Annotated in this window: 17 protein-coding genes; 6 read left to right on the forward strand and 11 right to left on the reverse strand. The window is 67.8% G+C overall.

The features are described from left to right. Window positions 1-56: 56 nt before the first annotated feature. The 11 genes from mtgA to mpl form a co-directional block, all read right to left on the reverse strand. The gene (gene mtgA / locus ACN6PJ_RS13945) at window positions 57-779 is read right to left on the reverse strand and encodes a monofunctional biosynthetic peptidoglycan transglycosylase (RefSeq protein WP_427996461.1); all 723 of its coding nucleotides are present in this window, start codon (window positions 777-779) and stop codon (window positions 57-59) included. A 5-nt stretch (window positions 780-784) separates the two neighbouring features. Beyond that, window positions 785-1,648: a shikimate dehydrogenase gene (gene aroE, locus ACN6PJ_RS13950; protein ID WP_427996462.1), complete on the reverse strand. Its 864-nt coding sequence runs from the start codon at window positions 1,646-1,648 to the stop codon at window positions 785-787. Beyond that, the gene (locus ACN6PJ_RS13955) at window positions 1,645-2,544 is read right to left on the reverse strand and encodes a TonB family protein (protein ID WP_427996511.1); all 900 of its coding nucleotides are present in this window, start codon (window positions 2,542-2,544) and stop codon (window positions 1,645-1,647) included. Before ACN6PJ_RS13955 ends, aroE begins: the two co-directional genes overlap by 4 nt. Window positions 2,545-2,626: 82 nt before the next feature. Continuing rightward, window positions 2,627-3,715 carry an ABC transporter ATP-binding protein gene (locus ACN6PJ_RS13960; RefSeq protein WP_427996463.1) on the reverse strand — a complete coding sequence of 363 codons (1,089 nt, stop codon included), beginning with the start codon at window positions 3,713-3,715 and terminating at the stop codon, window positions 2,627-2,629. Then, entirely contained in the window at window positions 3,708-5,486 is a 1,779-nt protein-coding gene (locus tag ACN6PJ_RS13965) for an ABC transporter permease (protein WP_427996464.1), read from the reverse strand. Before ACN6PJ_RS13965 ends, ACN6PJ_RS13960 begins: the two co-directional genes overlap by 8 nt. A gap of 117 nt (window positions 5,487-5,603) precedes the next feature. Further along, on the reverse strand, window positions 5,604-6,701 hold the full coding sequence (locus tag ACN6PJ_RS13970) for an ABC transporter substrate-binding protein (protein WP_427996465.1): 1,098 nt from the start codon (window positions 6,699-6,701) through the stop codon (window positions 5,604-5,606). Between the two features lie 105 nt (window positions 6,702-6,806). Then, a complete protein-coding gene (locus ACN6PJ_RS13975) occupies window positions 6,807-9,299 on the reverse strand; it encodes a sensor histidine kinase (protein ID WP_427996466.1) in 2,493 nt (830 codons plus the stop codon). Further along, window positions 9,286-9,957, reverse strand: coding sequence for a response regulator transcription factor (locus tag ACN6PJ_RS13980; protein ID WP_427996467.1), 672 nt, complete (start codon window positions 9,955-9,957; stop codon window positions 9,286-9,288). Before ACN6PJ_RS13980 ends, ACN6PJ_RS13975 begins: the two co-directional genes overlap by 14 nt. Before the next feature lie 203 nt (window positions 9,958-10,160). Then, window positions 10,161-12,065, reverse strand: coding sequence for a ribonuclease catalytic domain-containing protein (locus ACN6PJ_RS13985; RefSeq protein ID WP_427996468.1), 1,905 nt, complete (start codon window positions 12,063-12,065; stop codon window positions 10,161-10,163). A gap of 77 nt (window positions 12,066-12,142) precedes the next feature. After that, on the reverse strand, window positions 12,143-12,745 hold the full coding sequence (locus ACN6PJ_RS13990) for a YqiA/YcfP family alpha/beta fold hydrolase (RefSeq protein ID WP_427996469.1): 603 nt from the start codon (window positions 12,743-12,745) through the stop codon (window positions 12,143-12,145). A 27-nt stretch (window positions 12,746-12,772) separates the two neighbouring features. Further along, the gene (gene mpl / locus ACN6PJ_RS13995; RefSeq protein ID WP_427996470.1) at window positions 12,773-14,143 is read right to left on the reverse strand and encodes a UDP-N-acetylmuramate:L-alanyl-gamma-D-glutamyl-meso-diaminopimelate ligase; all 1,371 of its coding nucleotides are present in this window, start codon (window positions 14,141-14,143) and stop codon (window positions 12,773-12,775) included. Between the two features lie 124 nt (window positions 14,144-14,267). Between mpl and ACN6PJ_RS14000 the strand changes: the two genes are divergently transcribed. The 6 genes from ACN6PJ_RS14000 to ACN6PJ_RS14025 all read left to right on the forward strand — a co-directional run bounded on the left by ACN6PJ_RS14000 (window position 14,268) and on the right by ACN6PJ_RS14025 (window position 19,454). After that, entirely contained in the window at window positions 14,268-14,801 is a 534-nt protein-coding gene (locus tag ACN6PJ_RS14000) for a TlpA family protein disulfide reductase (protein ID WP_427996471.1), read from the forward strand. Between the two features lie 89 nt (window positions 14,802-14,890). Then, on the forward strand, window positions 14,891-15,325 hold the full coding sequence (aroQ, locus tag ACN6PJ_RS14005) for a type II 3-dehydroquinate dehydratase (RefSeq protein WP_013391376.1): 435 nt from the start codon (window positions 14,891-14,893) through the stop codon (window positions 15,323-15,325). Between the two features lie 86 nt (window positions 15,326-15,411). Next, complete coding sequence (gene accB, locus ACN6PJ_RS14010) at window positions 15,412-15,864, forward strand: acetyl-CoA carboxylase biotin carboxyl carrier protein (RefSeq protein WP_056564464.1); 453 nt, start codon at window positions 15,412-15,414, stop codon at window positions 15,862-15,864. 9 nt (window positions 15,865-15,873) lie between these two features. Further along, window positions 15,874-17,220 carry an acetyl-CoA carboxylase biotin carboxylase subunit gene (accC, locus tag ACN6PJ_RS14015; RefSeq protein ID WP_427996472.1) on the forward strand — a complete coding sequence of 449 codons (1,347 nt, stop codon included), beginning with the start codon at window positions 15,874-15,876 and terminating at the stop codon, window positions 17,218-17,220. Between the two features lie 131 nt (window positions 17,221-17,351). Then, window positions 17,352-18,281 carry a 50S ribosomal protein L11 methyltransferase gene (gene prmA / locus ACN6PJ_RS14020; protein ID WP_427996473.1) on the forward strand — a complete coding sequence of 310 codons (930 nt, stop codon included), beginning with the start codon at window positions 17,352-17,354 and terminating at the stop codon, window positions 18,279-18,281. A 24-nt stretch (window positions 18,282-18,305) separates the two neighbouring features. Beyond that, the gene (locus ACN6PJ_RS14025) at window positions 18,306-19,454 is read left to right on the forward strand and encodes a DUF3426 domain-containing protein (RefSeq protein ID WP_427996474.1); all 1,149 of its coding nucleotides are present in this window, start codon (window positions 18,306-18,308) and stop codon (window positions 19,452-19,454) included. The last annotated feature ends 6 nt before the right edge of the window (window positions 19,455-19,460 follow it).

Raw genomic sequence — 19,460 nt, forward strand, 5'->3', positions numbered from 1 at the left:
GTGCGCGTAAACCTGAAAGCTTAACAAATCCTGCCGTTCGGGTCCGGCCCCCGGTATCAGGGAATGTCGACCATCTGCATCCGCCGCGTCAGGACACCGACCCGGGAGTTCAGGTAGCGGGAATTGCGGTGGCTGTCATAGAAGCGCGGATTGGGCAGCATGGCCGCCAGCCTCGCGGATTGGCTGGCGCCCAGGCTGGCCGCGGAGGTATTGAAGTAGTGCCGGGCGGCGGCCTCGGCGCCGAATACGCCCACGCCCCATTCCGCCACGTTCAGATACAGTTCCAGGATCCGCTCCTTGCTCATGACGTGTTCGATCATGTAGGTCAGGACGAGTTCCTGCCCCTTGCGGATGTAGCTGCGGGAGCTGGACAGGAACAGGTTCTTGGCCAGTTGCTGGGTGATGGTGGAGCCGCCGCGCATCTTGCTGCGGCCCGCCTCCTGCTGTTTCTGGTTGTATTCCCAGGCCTTGCGGATGGCGTCCCATTCGACGCCGTCGTGCTCAGTGAAGTTGGAGTCCTCGGACGCCACCACCGCGCGCTTGAGCGTGCGGTTGATCTTGTCGTAGGGCATCCACTCGTACTTCAGCTCCAGGGCGGGGTTGCCCTCGCGCAGGCGGGAGAGCTCCTCGCGCATGATCGCGCTGCTGCCCGGATCCCGGTAGTTGTACCAGACAACCTGGGCGAACAGCCAGAATTGATAGAGCAGGACCAGGCATACCAGCGCCATCAGCGCGCCGGTGATGATCCGGAACCAGGAACGGCCCTTGCGCGTCGCCATGCCGCTCAGCGACCCGCCGCGAGATCCTCGCGCAGGGCGGCGAGGACGGGCGCGGGATCGGGCCGCAAGCCGTGCCAGATGAAGAAGCTCTCGGCCGCCTGGCCGACCAGCATGCCCAGGCCGTCGGCGGTGAGCGCGGCGCCGTCGGCCTCGGCCTGTTTCATGAAGGCGGTGGGCCGGGCGCCGTACATCATGTCGTAGCCGGCCGCGCCGGGGGCGTACAGGCCCGGGGGCAGGTCGGGGGCGGCGTCCCGCAGTCCGCTCGCCGTGGCGTTGACGACCAGGTTCCAGCCGCCGGGCGTGCCCGCCTCCGCCAGCCCTCCCGCCGTGACACGGGTCTGGGGCGATACGCCGCTGTCGCGCCAGGCGTCGGCCAGCGCCTGCGCGCGGGCCGCGGTGCGGTTGACGATGTGGATCCGGGCGCAACCCGCCTCGGCCAGCGGCTGCAGCACGCCGCGCGCCGCGCCGCCGGCGCCCACGAGCAGCACGGACGCGCCGTGCAGGCGCACGCCCAGGCGCAGCAGGTCGGACACCAGGCCGACTCCATCGGTATTGCAGCCGTGCCAGGCGCCGTCGCGCCAGGACAGGGTATTGACCGCGCCGGCCAGCCGGGCGCGGGAGGACAGGCGGCCGGCGGCCAGGGCGTAGGCGTCCAGCTTGAACGGCACCGTGACGTTCAGCCCGACCCCGCCCTCGGCCACGAATGCGGCGACCGCCCCGGCGAAACCGTCCACCGGCGCCAGCAGCCGGTCGTAGCGCAGCGGCTTGCCGGTCTGTTCGGAGAACATGGCGTGGATCTGAGGCGAGCGGCTATGCGCAATGGGGTTGCCGATGACGGCATATCGGGCAAGTGGGGGCGCCTCGGTCATGGGGCTTGGGTTTCCAGGGTGTCGTTGACGAAATGCCACGTGCGGGTGATGACCAGCACGTCGGTGTCGCGCGCGATGTCGGGCGGGAAGGGGGGGAATGGCGCCGCCAGCTGCACGATGCGGCGGGCGGCCTGGTTCAGCACGGCATGCGGCGAGGGCTGGTCGATCTCAACGTTGGCGATGCTGCCGTCGGCGCGCACCGACACCGTGATGCGCAGCGAGCCATAGATGCGGCCCCGCGCCTCGTCCGGGTAATGCTGGGTGCCCACCGTTTCGATCCGGGTGCGCCAGGCGTCCAGGTAGGCGGCATAGCGCGAGGCCTCTGCGGACGGGGCCACGAACTGCTTGCGGGGCTCGGCGCTGTACTGCTGCACCCGGGCCGCCAGGGCGGCCACCTGGGCGCTCTGGATGACGCTGGCCTGGTCCTCGGCGTCGCGGCCGAGGTCGGCGCCGTCCGGCCAGGGATTGACGGCCTGGCGTTCCGCGCCGGCCTTGTCCGTCGAGCGCAACTGGGTCATCAGGCGGGTCTGCTCGGCCTCGAGCTGCACCTGGCGGCGGCGCATGGCTTCCAGCACGATGGTCTCGGCCGATTCGCCCGTGCGGGGCAGCGGGGTGGTGGACATGCCGCGTTCGGCGTTGCCGCCGCCGGCCATCTGGTTCTGCGCCTGGGCGCGCGGGGCGTCCGGGGGCGTTTCGCTGCGCGCGTTGAGCAGCACGATCTCCAGGCTGGTGGCGGGCGCGCGCGCCGGGGCGGGCACGCCGAAGCGCCACGCCAGGGCGCCGGCGTGCACCAACAGCGATATTGCGATGCCGATGCGCAGGTAGTGCTGGGCAGGCGCGCCCAGCCACAGCAGGTAACGGCTCAGCGGAGAAGGGGAGTCGGCGTAGCGTTGCACGAACGCATTGTAGAGCGAGTACACGTCCGCCGGGCGCGCCGGCACGGCCTGTAACAGGCCGGACCGGCGCATGGGGGCCGGATCAGGCCGCCGTGCGGGGGAAGACCCATACCTTGCCCGCCGGCAGCGCCAGGCGGCAGGGGCCCGGTTCGCGGCCTTCCGGCCCATAGGCCCTCAGGGCCAGCGTATGGGCGGGGTCGGCATCCGGCGTGCGGAACAGGTATTCCCAGCGATCGCCCAGGTACATGCTGGTCAGGAGCGGCATGTCCAGGTGGTTGCCGTCGGGGTCGTCCGCCAGGCGCACCTGCTCCACGCGGATGACCGCGGTGGCGTCCTGGCCCTGGGCCACGCCCGCGCTGGCCCGGCCCCACAGGGACCAGCCGCGGCCCTCGATGCGGGCGCGGCCGTCGCGCACCTCGGTCACCTTGCCGTCCAGCCGGTTGTTGCTGCCCATGAATTCCGCGGTGAACAGGGTGGAGGGCGAGCCGTACATTTCCTGCGGCGTGCCCTGCTGCTCGATCTTGCCGTTGTTCAGCAGCAGGATGCGGTCCGAGATGGCCATGGCCTCGCTCTGGTCGTGCGTCACCATCAGGGCCGACAGGCCCAGGCGGATGATCAGTTCGCGCAGGAAGGCGCGGGCTTCTTCCCGCAGCTTGGCGTCCAGGTTGGACAGCGGCTCGTCCAGGAGGATGACGGGCGGGCTGTACACCAGGGCCCGGCCGATGGCCACGCGCTGCTGCTGGCCGCCGGACAGCGCGTGCGGATGGCGCTGGCCCAGCTTGCCCAGGCCCAGCTGGTCCAGCACGGCCTGCACGCGCTCGCGCACTTCGGCGCCCGGCGTCTTGCGCAGCTTGAGCGGATAGGCCACGTTTTCGAATACGGTCTTGTGAGGCCACAGGGCGTAGGACTGGAACACCAGCCCCAGGTTGCGCTCCTCGGCGGGGATTTCCTGCCGGGCCGCGCCGTCGTAGACCACGCGGTCGCCGATGGTGATGCGGCCGCGCTTGGGGCCTTCCAGGCCGGCCACGGCGCGCAGCAGCGTGGTCTTGCCGCTGCCGGAGGGCCCCAGCAGGGAGACCACCTCGCCTTGGCGCAGCTGCATCGACACGCCCTTGAGCACCGGGTTGTCGCCGTAGTCCAGGTGCAGGTCTTCTACAGAAAGCTCAATCATGAAGTTTGACTCCGAATCGCAGGGCGATGCCCAGGCCGATCACGACCAGAACGATATTGATGAAGGAAAGCGCGGCCACGATATCGATGGCGCCGGACGCCCACAGCGACACGAGCATGGACCCGATGGTCTCGGTGCCCGGCGACAGCAGGTACACGCCGGTGGAGTATTCGCGCTCGAAGATCAGGAACATCAGCAGCCAGGAGCCGATCAGGCCGTACTTGGCCAGCGGGACGGTGACGTGGCGGGTGATCTGGCCGCGGCGCGCGCCCGCGCTGCGGGCGGCTTCTTCCAGCTCGGGGCCGACCTGCAGCAGGGTCGAGGAAATCAGCCGCAGGCCGTAGGCCATCCAGACCACCGTATAGGCCAGCCACACGCTGAAGATGGTGCTGCGCAGGGCGCGCAGCCATTCGATGACGTTCTCGCGCAGCCATTGCGCGAAGGGCAGGGCCGATAACCATCCGCCTTCGTCCACGTCCAGCGCGTTGTCCAGCCACATCGGCACGAACAGGAACACCCACAGGAACGCCAGGCCGGCCAGCAGGCCCGGCACCGCGCGCGGCACCAGCACGCTGTAGTCCATGAAGCGCGTCACGTTGTCGGGCTTGCGGTGCATGGCCAGGCCCACGAACATGTAGCACATCACCGCCAGCGCGCCGCCGATCACGCCGATGGCCACCGAGTTGACGATGGCGCGCAGCAGGTTGGGCTGGGCGAACACGGTATGGAAGGCATCCAGCGACAGGACGTCGAACAGCGACACGCCCATGCCCCAGTTGGACACGAATGCGCGCAGCAGCACGCCCATCAGCGGCACCACGATGGTCACGAGCAGCCACAGGGCCACCACGGCCCCGGCCACCCAGCGCCATTTGCCCAGGGGCAGGGGCCGGGCGCGCGAGGCCTTGCCCTTCACCGTGACGAAACGGTTGGCGCTGCGCATCAGGCGGCGCTGCAGCATCACCAGCGGGATCGTCATGCAGATCAGCACCACGGCCACGGCGGCCATCAGGTGGTAGGAAGGAATGCCCAGCTTGTTCGTGAGCTTGTAAAGGTAGGTGGCCAGCACCAGGTTGCCTTCAGGGTCGCCCAGCACCAGCACCAGGCCGAACACTTCCAGGCCCAGGAAGAACAGCAGCACGGTGGCGTACAGCATGGCCGGACGCACCATCGGCAGGCTGACCGACACCATCACGCGCAGCGGCGTGGCGCCGGCCACGCGGGCCGCCTCCTCCACGTCCGAGCCCATGCTGCGCAGCGCCGACGAGATGTACAGATAGGCGTGCGGCACGTGCGTCAGGCCGGCGATGATGACGATGCTGGTCAGCGAATAGACGTTCCAGGGCACGAAGCCCAGCAGGTTCTGCGCCCAGGTCGAGAAAAAGCCCACGGGCCCGGCGGCCACCACGTAGCCGAAGCCCAGCACCATGGGCGACACGAACACGGGCACCAGGATCAGCGGTTCGATCCAGCGGCGGCCGGGCAGATCGGTGCGGATCATCAGGAAGGCCAGCATGCCGCCCAGCGGGATGGCGATGATGGCCAGGCCGAAGGCCAGGATGAAGCCGCTTTTCAGGGCCTTGTAGAAATCGGGGTCCGCGAAGATGAAGCGGAACGCGTCCAGGCTGAAGACCTTGGACGGCGAGAAGAATGGCGCGGAGAGAAAGCTCTGGACGATGATGAACGACAGCGGCACGTAGATGGCCAGGGCCGTGATCAGCACCACCACGCCGCGCGGCAGGGACTGCCATTTTCTGCGCAATGACTGCATGGGGAAATCCTGTTGTCTCGAACGGCGCGGGGCCGCAGGCGCCCGCGCCGGCAGGGGCCGGACGGGCGGCGCGCGCCTAGCCGGGACGCGCAGCGCGGTCCCGGGGCCCGGTGGGCGTTACTTGCCCGTCGCGGCGCGCCAGTCCTTGATGAACTGCAGGCGTTTGTTCTGCTCCAGGTAGTCCAGCAGCGTTTCGTCGACGGGAATGGGCTTGAGCGAGGCGCCCAGCTTCTTGGTCATGCCGTCCACGTCGTTGTCGCCGTCGATGTCGTCGCGCACGGAGGCCAGGTCGGCCTGGTTGGCCATGATCTCCTGGCCCTTCTGGGATAGCAGGTAGTCCATCCACAGCTTTGCCGCGTTCTTGTTCTTGGCCTTCTTGCTGATGAACGCCACGCGCGACAGCACCAGCGCATAGTCCGTGGGGTAGGCCACGCCCAGCGACGGATCGGTCTTGGCGCGCGTTTCCGCGTAGGAGCCCAGGATGTTGTAGCCGATCAGGTTCTCGCCGGAGGACACGCGCTCCATCATGGTGCCCGTGGACGATTGCACGATCAGGCCGCCCGAGCCGATGCCCTTGAGGGTTTCGAAGTACTTGGGATCGTTGGCCTTGTCCTGCACGGCCAGCATGAAGCCCACCGCGGATTTCTCGATGTCGTAGGTGGTGACCTTGTTCTTGAACTTGTCCGGCTGGCTGGAAACCAGCTTGGCCAGCGCGGCGTGCGTGGTGGGCACTTCGTTGGCGGGGATCAGGCGCTTGTTGTAGATGAACACGGCCGGCTCGTACGTGGTGCCGTAGGCCGAGTCCTTCCAGACGGCCCAGGCCGGCAGCTTGCCGGATTCGGGCGACTTGTACTTCAGGGCGTAGTCCGTGGCCAGCTTGAGCGCCGAGTCCATCGACGAGCTCCAGACGATGTCGCCGCTGCCGCCGCCCGCCGCCTGTTCGCTGATGTAGCGGTTGTAGAGCTCGGTGCTGTTCATGTCGTTGTATTCGACCTTGACGCCCGGATACAGCGCTTCGAAGCCCTTGATGATGGGGCCGGCGGCCTTGGTGTCGGTGGTCGAATAGATGACGACCTTGCCTTCCTTCTTGGCGCCGTCCAGGATCTTCTGGTAGTCGGCCGGGTAACCCGCCGGCACTTGCTGCGCGAAGGCGCTGCCGGTGGCAATGGCGAATGCAGCGGCGCAGGCGGCCGCCAGTTGGGACTTGGCAAGCATGGATGTTGTCTCCGTTGGAATGGTCGGAAGCCGGATCTGGGTCCAGCCTGCGGCCATCTTAGGAGCCGGCGTCTGTCGTCGTCCTGTCATGGCGACAGGACCGCTCTAGGGGAAATCCCTTGCCGGCGTGTCCGTCACCAGCCGGATCCAGTTCTGCACGAAGCGCGAATGGCGGCGCTGATCCAGGCCGACCAGCAGGGCGGGACTCAGCACGACCGGCTGCACAATGCCCTGGGATCGCGCCAGGACGGCCTCGGAGGTCCAGCGGCCGGGCGTGTCCTCCATGATGGAGCCCAGCGCGGCGTGGCTCGACGCCACCTGCTGGCCGGCGGGCGACAGCAGCCAGTCCACCAGCGCGCGTCCCAGGTCCGGGTTGGGCGCGGCGCGGGCGATCAGCACCGAACGCGCCAGCACCAGCACGTAGTCTTGCGGGAATACCACGCCGATGGGGCTGCCCGCCGCCTGGCGCGACAGCGCGTAGGAACCGAGGATGTTGTAGCCGATGTCGATGTCGTCGTTTTCGATCGCGTCCAGGATCTCGGCGCTGGTGGCGGACAGGCGCACGCCGACCTGCCCCATCGCGTTGGCCAGCCCCCAGAAGTTCGACGAAACCAGTTCGTCCTGCTCGGCCAGCAGATAGCCCACGCTGCTGGCGGCGATGTCGTAGGTGCCGACGCGGCCGTGCAGCCTGGCCGGGTCCCGTTCCAGCAGGCGCAGCAGGTCCTGGCGCGAACGCGGCACCGTAGCCTCGGTAAAGCGCTTGGGGTTGTAGACGATGACCGCGGGCTCGAAGGTGAAACCGTAGACCTCATGGCGCCAGATCGCCCAGGAGGGCAGCTTGGCGGCATAGGGCGAGGCGTAGCTGAGCGCGTAGCCGTCGTTGGCCAGACGGATCTGCAGGTCCGAGGCCGAACTCATCAGCACGTCCACGTCGTTCAGCCGGCCTTCTACGGCGGCCTCGTAGAGTTCGCGGCTGCCCATCTCGCGGTACACCACCGTCACGTCCGGCCGCTGCGCCTGGAAGCCCTGGATCAGGGGCGAAACCACCGGCGTATCCGTGGGGCCGGCGATGGTCAGGACCCGGGACGAAGGCTGCGGGGCCGGATAGCGCGTGACGATCTCGGCGGTGTCGGCCGCTAGCACGCCGGCCGGCGCCGCCGCCAGCAGCAGGCCGGCGACGCACAGTGCGCCCAGGCCGGCGGCGGCCGCGCGCCAGGGCGCCGAGCGCGCCAGGGGCAGGATGATGCGCGCGGTGAGGCCGCCGCCGGGGCGGTCCTGCAGCCAGAGCGAGCCGCCGTGGGCGGAAGCCACCGAGCGCACGATGGCCAGCCCCAGGCCGGAGCCGGGTTGCGCGTCGCCGGCCCGGCCGCGCACGAAGCGCTGCTGCACCGCATCCTTTTCGTCGTCCGCGACGCCGGGCCCGCGGTCCGACACGGTAAGCGCCACACGGAAGCCCGCCACCGGCGTCGCCTGAATGTCCACCGGGCCGTCCGGCGCGTAGCGCAAGGCATTGTCCACCAGGTTGCGCAGCATTTCGCGCAAGGCGACGCGGTCGCCGGCGATGCGGGCCCGGCGGACGCCGGGCGCGATCTCGATGCGCAGCCGCCGCGCTTCCAGCGGGCCGATGCGGCGCCGCGTTTCGTTGATGGTTTCCGCCACGCCCACCAGCGTGCGGGCGCCCTTGCCGAGGCGGTGGGTGATGGTGGCGTCCATCAGCAGCTGGTTGATCAGCTGGCTGGCGTGCGTGGCGTTCTGGTGGATGCGCTCCAGCCGCGCATGCAGGCGCTGCGGATCGGTTTCGTCCAGGGCCACTTCGGCCTGGGCGCGCAGCGACGCCAGCGGGGTGCGCACCTGGTGCGCCGCGTCCGCCACCAGGGTATTGAGCGTGTCCATGATGCCCGACAGGCGCTGCATGAAGGCGTTCAGCGCTTCGACCAGGCGCTTTACCTCGCGAGGCACCGGCGTCGCCAGGGGCGCCAGGTCGTCGGGCGCGCGGCTGCGCAATTCCCGCTCCACCACGCCCAGCGGCGCGAAGGCGCGCTGCACGCCGAACCACAGCAGGCCCAGCGCGACCAGCGACACGACCACCAGCGGCAGCACGCTGCGCCCGAGGATCTCGTCGGCCAGGGCCGCGCGCGAACCCAACGTCTCGGCCACCCTCACGGTGACCCATCCCGCATGCTGGCTGGCGGACACCAGTCGCCCGACGGTCGCCACGCGCACGGGCTCGTCGTGATAGCTCAGGTAGGCGAATACGGGCGTGGCGGATTGCGCCAGCGGCAGGCCGGGAGCCAGGTCGTCGTAGCCGGTGATGAGCCGGCCGTTGGAGGCGCGGGCTTCGTAGAATACGCGCTCGCCGCCCGACAGCATGGCCAGCGAGGACACGGGCGGCTCCACGGTCACGTTGTTGTCTTCGATCTGCACCGAACCGGCGATGGTGAGCGCCGAGGCGGCCAGCAGCCGGTCGAACGCCTGCTCCGCCGCGCGCTGGGCGTAGCCGCGCAGGAAGAACACCAGCCCGATCAGCGCGCAGGCCAGCAGCAGCACGCCCAGCGTGAAGACGCGGCGGCGGATGGAGAAACTTTCAGGGATGCTCATGGTTGCGGGCCTGGTAGCCGACGCCGCGCACCGTGACGATATCGACCGAGGCGCCCGCCAGTTTCTTGCGCAGCCGCGATATCAGCAGCTCCAGCGCATTGAGGGATCCGTCGTCCAGGTCGAAAAGCTGGTTCATCAGGCGTTCCTTGGCGACGGTCTGGCCCAGCTTGCCCACCAGGATTTCCAGCAGGCGGAACTCGCGCCGCCCGAGCTCCAGCGGCGCGCCCGCCAGGCTGACGTGGCGGTTGGCCAGGTCCAGGCTGAGATTGCCGTAGACGGTGACGCTGCTGGTCTGGCCGGCCGGACGGCGCATCAGCGCGCGCAGCCGGGCCTCGAGTTCGCGCAGGTCGAAGGGCTTGACGAGATAGTCGTCCGCGCCCAGGTCCAGCATGTCGATCTTGTCTTCGATTTCGGAGCGCGCGGTCATGACCAGGACAGGGGCCTCCAGCCCGGCGGCGCGCAGCTCGCGGATGACCGTGAAGCCATCCTTGCCCGGCAGGTTGATGTCCAGGACGAGGGCGTCCCAGGTTTCATCCAGGCCCCATCGCATCGCCGCCAGTCCGTCGCGCACCCATTGCACGCTGTGGCCGGCCGAGCGCAGCTTGCTTTCCACGGCATCGCCGAGGTCGAGATTGTCCTCGACCAGCAGAATGCGCATGTCGCTCCTCCCTGTCGTTGTGGTTTTGGGGGAGTTTACGGGGTTCCCGAGGGGAGGGATGTGGCCCGTGTGGATTTGGGGGTGTTTTGAGGGGCTGTTGTCTGAGTTCTTGAGACGCCCGCCGCGTCGGGGGCCTGGGGTGCGAGCGGCCGCGGCGCCCACGCCGATGGGCGACCTACGAAAACACCGCTCGCCCCAAAAACTTAAGCTTCCCCGCCCACAGCCGGACTAATTTCCCCCACGTACCGGCAATCGAGTTCCAAGGACAACTCATCCATCCCCAGGATATCCAGCTCGACCGCCGTCCCCCGCTCCAGCTCCGGCATCCCGCCGACCCGCGTCACCAGCGGCGCGTTCGCGAACCGGACCAGGTCCTCGCGCAGCACGTGCGCGACCGTGCGGGTCACGTTGTGCTGCTTCAGCCAGCGCAGGCACCAGTAGCGTTCCATTGCGCTCTGGAACTCCGCCCAGGCGGCGTACTGCGCGTCGAACGCGCCGATGATGGCGAACAGGTCGGCATCGCGCGGCTTGAAGGGGGCCACCAGGCGCGCCGACACGCCGTGCTCGACCGCGGCGATCAGTTGCCACTGGTTGACCAGGTCCACGTAGCGGCGCAGCGGCGAGGTGCTCCATGCGTATTGCGGCACGCCGATGGCTTCGTGCGGCAGCGCCTGGGTGCTCATGCGCACGCGGCCGGCCTGTTGCGAACGGTAGATGCCCGGCACGCCGTGCTGGTGCAGCAGGCCGCCCCACAGGTTGTTCGCCAGGATCATGTATTCGGCCACCATGCGGTCCAGCGGCGCGTTGCGCTGGCGCGGAACCAGGCGCACCGGGGTGTCGGGGTCGTCCGGGTTTCCGTCCAGGTAGAAGCTGTACTCCACGCGGGAATTGTTCTCGGGCTTGCCGCGCACGTTCTCGCGCTGGGCGGACAGGGCCTGCGCCAGCTTCCAGAGCGGGCGCAGCCAGTGGCCGTAGGGCAGCTCGGCCGAGGGATCGGAAAGGCTGGCTTCGGTGACCTGCGCGTCCAGCATGTTGTGGCGCAGGTTCTCGCGCACCACGATGCGCTCCAGGCGCGTCTCCGATTCGATGACCTCCCCGGTTTCCGGGTCGGCCACGACGTATAGCGACAGCACGGGCACTTCGCGGCCCGCGTCCAGCGAGAACGCCTTGATGACGTTGTCCGGCTGCATCGGGATCTTGTCGCCCGGCATGTAGACGGTTGACAGGCGCGCGCGCGCCAGCTTGTCGAATTCGCTGTCGCGCGTCACGGTCAGGCCCGGAGCCGCGACGTGCACGCCGACGCGCAGGCGGCCGTCGGGCAGGGTGGTGACGGACAGCGCGTCGTCGATCTCGGTGGTGGTGACGTCATCCACCGAATAGATTTCGGCGTCCGAGAGCGGCAGGTCGCGGTCGATGGGGGGCAGTTCCAGGTCGGGGAAAGCCAGTCCGCGCGGAAAGTTCGTCGCCAGGAAGCGGCGCTTGTGCAGCGCCAGCGGGTGCGGCCAGGCGCCCAGTTCCAGCAGCAGGCGGTCGGGGCTTTTGCCCAGCTTGGCGCAGGCGGCGTCCAGGGCCTTCCATTGCTGCGAATTCTTGTCGGGACGGATCAGGAGGGACTCGGCGGCCTGGGCGATGGGTTCGGGCAAGCGCCCGGCGGCCATTTCATCCACCCATTCCTGCTGCTGCTCGGCCTGGCGCTGTTTTTTCTCCAGGGCGGCCAGGGCGGCGGCGAGGATGTCGGGCGGCGCGGGGCGGTAGCGTCCCTTGCCGCGGCGGTGGAAGTAGGCAGGCGCGCCGTGCAGGCGCATCAGCAGGGCGGCCTGCTCCACCGGGGTAGGGGCGTGGCCGAAGTAGTCGGCGGCCAGGTCGGGCGCGTCGAATTCCTCCTGGGGCGCGCATTCCCACAGGAATTGCAGGTCCAGCGCCTCGGCCGCTTCGGCCGCCTGGCTCATCAGCGCGGACGGCTCGGGCGCAGCGAAGGTGAACAGCGTGTTGGCTCGCTTGATCTTGCTGCGCTTGCCGGATTCCGACTCCACCTGCAGGCTGGCGTCGGTCTCCGACAGGATATTGCCGGCCTTGAAGCTGCCGTCGTCTTCGTAAAACACATACATGGTGGGAATCGTCCTGGGCGGCGCGCACGGGCCGCCTTGCGCAGCTATATAGATAGAGTGTTGATGTCTGAAACTGATTATTGGGGGCGAACCTGCTTGTCGCCAAGGGCGAACTCAAGCACCTCGGGCATCCACTGCGCGAAGTCGGACAGGCCGTGGTCGCTGCCTTGCACGATGCGCTGGCGGCACCCCGCGTAGCGGTCGCGCATCTCTCGCCAATCCAGCACCTCGTCGCCGGTTGCCGCCACCAGGAAGTACCGGTCGGGCAGGGTGATGCGGGGAACGTGGATGGCGGCCAGTTCGTCCACATATCCGGGCAGGAAGGCGAACGGCGCGTCGGAATGATACATGCGGTGCTCGCCGACCTGGGTGGCGAGGTCGCGGGCGGCCTCTACGGCGGGGTTCAGCAGCACGGCCTTGCAGCCCAGCTGCTCGGCCAGCCAGGTGGCGTAGAACCCGCCCAGGGAAGAGCCGATCACCGTCAATTCCCTGGGGGAGCCCGCGCCCTCGAGCCGGCGCCGGGCGATGCCCATGGCCAGCTCGACCGCGGCCCGCGGGCTGGCGGGAAGCTGGGGGCAGGCCCAGTCCGCGGACAGGCCGCGGGCGGCCATTGCGTCGGCCATCATCCGGGCCTTGAACGAGGTCGGCGAGGAGCGGAAACCGTGCAGATAGAGGATCATGTCTCGCCTTTGCCTTGGTGCGGAAGATCAGGCGCGCGCCTGCAGGGCGTCCAGCAGCTTGCCGTGCACGCCGCCGAAGCCGCCGTTGCTCATCACCAGCACCTGATCTCCCGGGCGGGCGGCGTGCGCAACCGCGGCCACGAGCGCGCCGAGGTCATCGTAGCTCGACGCCCGGTCTCCCAGGGGCGCCAGCACTTCCGCCGGATTCCAGCCCAGGGCATGCTTGCCGGAATGGGCGCCAAAGCAGAACACCAGGTCGGCATCGGCCAGGGCCTCGGGCAGGCGGGCCGCCATGGTGCCCAGCTTCATGGTGTTCGAACGCGGTTCCAGCACGGCCAGGATGCGCGCGGAGCCGACCTGGCGGCGCAGCCCTTCCAGCGTGGTGGCGATCGCGGTGGGGTGGTGCGCGAAATCATCGTAGACCTTGATCCCGTTGACCGTGCCGCGCAGCTCCATGCGGCGTTTCACGCCTGCGAAGCGGCTCAGCGCCTCGATGCCCTGGGCGGCGGGCACGCCCGCATGCTCGGCAGCGGCGAGCGCGGCCAGCGCGTTCATCCGGTTGTGCTCGCCGCTCAGGTTCCAGCGCACGGTACCGACGGCGGCGCCTTCGCGCAGCACGCCGAAAGCGCCGTCTGGGGCCGGCTCGGTCGCCTGCCAGGCGCCATCGGCGCCGAACGTGACGGTTTCGGACCAGCAACCGCGCGCAATCACGCGGTCCAGCGCGGCGCAATGCGCGGGGCGCACGATGCGGCCGGAGCCGGGAATCGTGCGCACCAGGTGATGGAACTGGGTTTCGATCGCCGCCAGATCGGGAAAGATGTCGGCATGATCGTACTCAAGATTGTTCAGGATGGCCGTGCGCGGGCGGTAGTGGACGAATTTGGACCGCTTGTCGAAGAACGCCGTGTCGTATTCGTCCGCTTCGATCACGAAGGGACGGCGGGCCGGGTCGTAGCGGGCCGATACGTGCAGGTCCTGCGCCACGCCGCCGATCAGGAAGTTGGGCGCCAGGCCCGCGGCTTCCAGCACCCAGGCCAGCATCGAGCTGGTGGTGGTCTTGCCGTGGGTGCCCGCCACCGCCAGCACGTGCTGGCCGGGCAGGATGTTGTCGCCCAGCCATTGCGGGCCGGACACGTAGCGCGCGCCTGATTCCAGGATGGCTTCCATCAGCGGATTGCCGCGGCTGACGACGTTGCCGATCACATAGAGATCGGGTTTCAGGGCCAGTTGCTCGGCGCCGAAGCCTTCGATCAACTCGATTCCCTGTTCGGACAGTTGCGTGCTCATGGGCGGGTACACGCCCGCGTCGCAACCAGTGACCTTGTGGCCGGCGGCGCGCGCGATCAGCGCCAGGCCGCCCATGAACGTACCGCAGATGCCAAGAATGTGCAGGTGCATTGAAAACTCTCCTGTCCTGCATTGTATATATAGCGGCCCGGCGGCTTTGCCGGCGGGCCAGGGATGGCATTTGTCTTGGGATCGCGCAACGACAAAAAACAGCCGCAGCGGTTATGATCGCGCCATGAATCGACGCCTACTCCTCTCCGCCGGTGTGGCGATAGCCGCCACGGTCGCGGGCGGCTATACCCTGATGGGCCGCAAGTCTCCGGGGCCCCAGGCCCCCGCCGATGCCGGCGATCCGGTCGCCGCCCTGATGCAGCAGCAGCTCCCCGACCTGAACGGGGCGTCGCATTCGCTGTCCGGTTGGAAAGGCCGGCCCATCGTGGTCAATTTCTGGGCAACGTGGTGCGCGCCCTGCGTCCGCGAAATGCCCGAACTCGACGCTTTGCAGAAAAAATACCCGGATATCCGTTTTGTCGGCATCGGCGTCGATTCGGCGGCCAACATGCAAAAATTTGTCGAAAAAGTGCAGGTTTCCTACCCGCTGTGGGTGATCGGCGCGGGCGCGATAGATACGCTGCGCAAGCTGGGAAATCCCAGTGGCGGGCTGCCTTTTACTATTGTTTTCAATGCAGATGGCAGTATTAACCGGAAGATATTGGGTGAAATCCAACCGGATGACCTGGATCGCACGTTATCTGGTTTAAAGGCGTAAGTCTGTTGGACAAATAGTAGGAATTGGCGTAAAAAGCTGGTTTATCGGCTGTTTTGCCAACAATTGGCAAACCACTCATTGGCAAGCGCATGGCGCAAAACATACTGGTATTGCATGGCCCGAACCTAAACCTGCTCGGCACCCGGGAACCTCATATCTACGGCAGCCTCACGCTGCAGCAGATCAACGAGGGGCTGGAGCTGCTCGCAGGCGAACTGGGCGCCACGCTGACAGCGTGGCAAGGCAATCACGAAGGCGCGCTGGTTGACCGCATTCAGGCGGCCCGGCAAGACGGCACAGACTTCATCATCATCAACGCGGCGGCATATACGCACACCAGCGTCGCGATCCGCGATGCGCTGGCTGGGGTCGCGATCCCATTTATTGAAGTACATTTGTCCAATCTGTATAAGCGAGAGCCCTTCAGGCATCACTCTTATCTGTCCGACCTGGCGGTAGGCCTTATCAGCGGCCTCGGCGCGGACGGCTACGAGGCGGCTCTGCGTTACGCAGTGCGGCACTGATCTCGCACCAACTCACAGCATCTACATCTTTACGGCGCGGACCCGACGCTGGGACGTCGCCGATACTATCTCGGGAAGCAGCTTCTATGGATCTTCGAAAACTCAAAACCCTGATCGACCTGGTGGCTGAATCGGGCATCGCCGAGCTGGAAATCACCGAAGGCGAAGGCAAGGTCAGAATCGTCAAGTTCTCGCAGACGCTGCAGCCGGTGGCCTACCACCAGCCCGAAGCCGGCGTGCCCGCAGCGCCCGTGGCTGCCGCCGCGCCTGCTGCACCGGCCGCGCCCGCCGCCCCGGTCATTCAGGGCCATGTCGTGAAGGCTCCGATGGTCGGCACGTTCTACCGCTCGCCGAACCCGGGCGCCGCCCCGTTCATCGACGTGGGCGCCACCGTCAAGGAAGGCGACCCGCTGTGCATCATTGAAGCCATGAAGCTGCTCAATGAAATCGAAGCCGACAAGTCCGGCGTCATCAAAGAAATCCTGGTCGAAAACGGTGAGCCCGTCGAGTACGGTCAACCCCTGTTCGTCATTGGCTGATAGCTGAAAATGTTCGAAAAAATCCTGATCGCCAATCGGGGCGAAATCGCCCTGCGCATTCAGCGCGCTTGCCGCGAGCTGGGCATCAAGACCGTGGTCGTGCACTCCGAGGCCGACCGCGAAGCCAAGTACGTGCGCCTGGCCGATGAATCCGTGTGCATCGGGCCCGCGCCGTCGCGTGAAAGCTACCTGAACATGCCGGCCATCATCTCGGCCGCCGAAGTCACGGATTCCGAGGCAATCCACCCGGGTTACGGGTTCTTGTCCGAAAATGCCGACTTCGCCGATCGCGTCGAGAAGAGCGGCTTCGTGTTCATCGGCCCGCGTCCGGACACGATCCGCCTGATGGGCGACAAGGTCAGCGCCAAGCGCGCCATGATCGAAGCCGGCGTGCCGGTGGTGCCGGGTTCGGAAGGCGCGTTGCCCGACGATCCGCAGGAAATCATCCGTGTTGCGCGCGAAGTCGGCTATCCGGTCATCATCAAGGCCGCGGGCGGCGGCGGTGGCCGCGGCATGCGCGTGGTGTACACCGAGGCCGCGCTGCTGAACGCCGTCACCATGACGCGTTCGGAAGCGGGCGCCGCGTTCAACAACCCGGAAGTCTATATGGAGAAGTTCCTCGAGAACCCGCGCCATATCGAAATCCAGGTGCTGGCCGATGGCGGCCGCAACGCCGTCTGGCTGGGCGAGCGCGACTGCTCCATGCAGCGCCGCCACCAGAAGGTCATCGAAGAAGCGCCCGCGCCGGGGATCGCCCGCCGCCTGATCGAGCGCATCGGCGACCGTTGCGCCGACGCTTGCCGCAAGATGGGCTACCGCGGCGCCGGCACGTTCGAATTCCTGTACGAAAACGGCGAGTTCTATTTCATTGAAATGAACACCCGCATCCAGGTCGAGCACCCGGTCACCGAGCTGATCACGGGCGTCGACCTGGTCCAGCAGCAGATCCTGATCGCCGCCGGCGAGAAGTTCGCGCTGCGCCAGCGCGACATCTCGTTCAAGGGCCACGCCATCGAATGCCGGATCAACGCCGAAGATCCGTTCCGCTTCGTGCCCAGCCCCGGCCGTATCACCAACTGGCATACGCCGGGCGGCCCGGGCGTGCGCATCGATTCGCATGCGTTCAATGGTTATTTCGTGCCGCCGAACTATGATTCGATGATCGCCAAGGTCATTACCTATGGCGATACGCGCGACCAGGCGCTGGCCCGCATGCGCATCGCGCTGTCGGAAATGGTGGTGGAAGGCATTTCCACCAACATCCCGTTGCATCGCGAACTGCTGCAGGATTCCCGCTTCATCGAAGGCGGCACCAGCATTCACTATCTGGAAAACAAGTTGGCGCAGCGTCCCTGACCAACGAACTGGGGCCTCGCGGCCCCTTTTTGCTCCAAGGAAAAAGCCCTCTTGGGGGCTTTTTTCAAAGCGATACGGTCGACGGGCCGCGGCACATGCCGCGGCCCGTCGGCCAGATGGAAGAAACAATCATGCGTGAACTCGTGCTCCATTGCCTGGAGGCTCAGGCCGAGGCCCTGTCGGATGCGCTGCTCGAAGCGGGCGTGCTGTCCGTGTCCGTCGAAGACGCCGACCTGGGCACCGATGACGAACGTCCCCTGTTCGGCGAACCGGGCACCGAGCCCGACGTGCAGGCCTGGGACCGCAATCGCGTGGTCGCCCTGCTGCCCGACGGCGCCGACCCGGCGCAGATCATGGAAGAGGCGGCCGAGGCCGGCGGGCTCGATCCCGCGCTGTTCGCGGGCTGGAGCCTGCGCGACGTGCCCGACGCCGACTGGGTGCGTCTGACGCAGTCGCAGTTCGGTCCCATCCATATCGCCGAGCGCCTGTGGATCGTGCCCAGCTGGCACCGCGACAATCCCGACGTGCCCGGGTTCGAGCCGGAGACCGCCGTGCAGGCGGGGGCGATCCACATCGAACTCGACCCGGGCCTCGCGTTCGGCACGGGCAGCCATCCCACGACCCACCTGTGCCTGGCCTGGCTCGAAGCCGAGCTGCCGCAGGGCGCCACGCTGCTGGACTACGGCTGCGGCTCGGGCATTCTCGCCATCGCCGCGCGCAAGCTGGGCGCCGGCCCGACCCTGGCGGTGGACATCGACGCCCAGGCGGTCCAGAGCACGGCCTTCAATGCCGAGGTCAACCGGGTCGAACTCCAGGCCATGCTGCCCGATGCGCTGCCGGAAGGCACGTTCGGCGTGGTGGTGGCCAATATCCTGTCCAATCCGCTGAAAGTGCTGGCTCCCATGTTGGCCGGGCGTGTCGCCGGCGGCGGCCATCTGGTCCTGTCGGGCGTGCTGGAACGCCAGGCCGAGGAAGTGGCCGCCGCCTACGCGCCCTGGATCGCCATGTCCGTCTGGCGCGCGCGCGACGGCTGGGTCTGCCTGCACGGCCAGAAGGCCTGAGCGTCCGCGCCTGACGATCGCGCCATGGCCCTGACCACCCGTTGTCCGCAGTGCGGCACGTCTTTCAAGGTAGTGCCTGACCAGCTCCGGGTTCGCAACGGCCTGGTGCGCTGCGGCGCCTGCTCGACCGTATTCGATGGCCGGGCCTGCCTGTTGCCCGAACCCGGCGCGCCCGCAGCCCGCCCGGCGGCCGCGCCCGCAATGCCCGTAGCGCCCGCGACGCCCGCCGCCCCGGCGCCGAAACCCGCCGCGCAATCGCTGCCTCCCTGGGAAGACGAGCCCGAGACGCCCGCCGTCATCCCGCCGGCGCATTCGCCCGCGGTGCTGCGCGGGCGCGACGACATCCGCCGGCGCGCCGAGCCCGAAGCCGGCACGCCGCAGGACGAGGACGACGAATACGACGCCGATGAGGATGAGGCCATCAGGGCGGAACCTCCCCGCTGGGCCGAGCCCGCGGAACCGTCGCTTGGCCCCCCGGCCGATCGCCATGCGGGCGACTACCGGCACGTGGACGTGCGCGATGACGCCCGCGACGACGAGTACGACGACGACTACGGACCCGAACACGAGGATCCGCGCGAACCGGTGCTGGGCGATACGCGCACGCGCTATTCCAGCGCCACCGACGTGGGCCGCGCGCCGCCCGAGTTCCTGGACCAGGACCGCCAGGAGCGGCGCAGCCTGATACGAAAGCTATGGGGCGGCGCCTGCCTGGTGGGCCTGATCGCCCTGGGCCTGCAACTGCTCTACGTATACCGCACCGACATCGCCAATGCCGTGCCGGCCTTGCGGCCGGTGCTGGAAACCGCATGCCGGCCCCTGGACTGCACCGTAGGGTACGCGCGCCGGCTGGAGCGCATCGCGATTTCCTCTTCGTCGCTGCAGCCGCCGGCCGGCGCGGCGGCGATCGACGACGGACGCAGCCGGCTGGTGCTGAGCCTGGTGCTGCGCAACCGCTACGACAAGCCCCAGCACTGGCCCGCGCTGGTGCTGGACCTGACCGACCTGTCGGATACGGTCGTCGTGCGCCGGGTGCTGATGCCGGAAACCTACCTGACTCCCGAACAGTTGCGCGGCCCCTTCGCGCCTGCCGGGGAATTGAAAATATCCGTGCCCATTGAAGTGACCGGCGTGCAGGTCAATGGCTACCAAATCGATAAATTCTTTCCTTAAAGGATG

It is taken from the genome of Achromobacter sp. (assembly GCF_050285585.1).
In the GTDB taxonomy this organism is placed as follows: Bacteria; Pseudomonadota; Gammaproteobacteria; order Burkholderiales; family Burkholderiaceae_B; genus Achromobacter.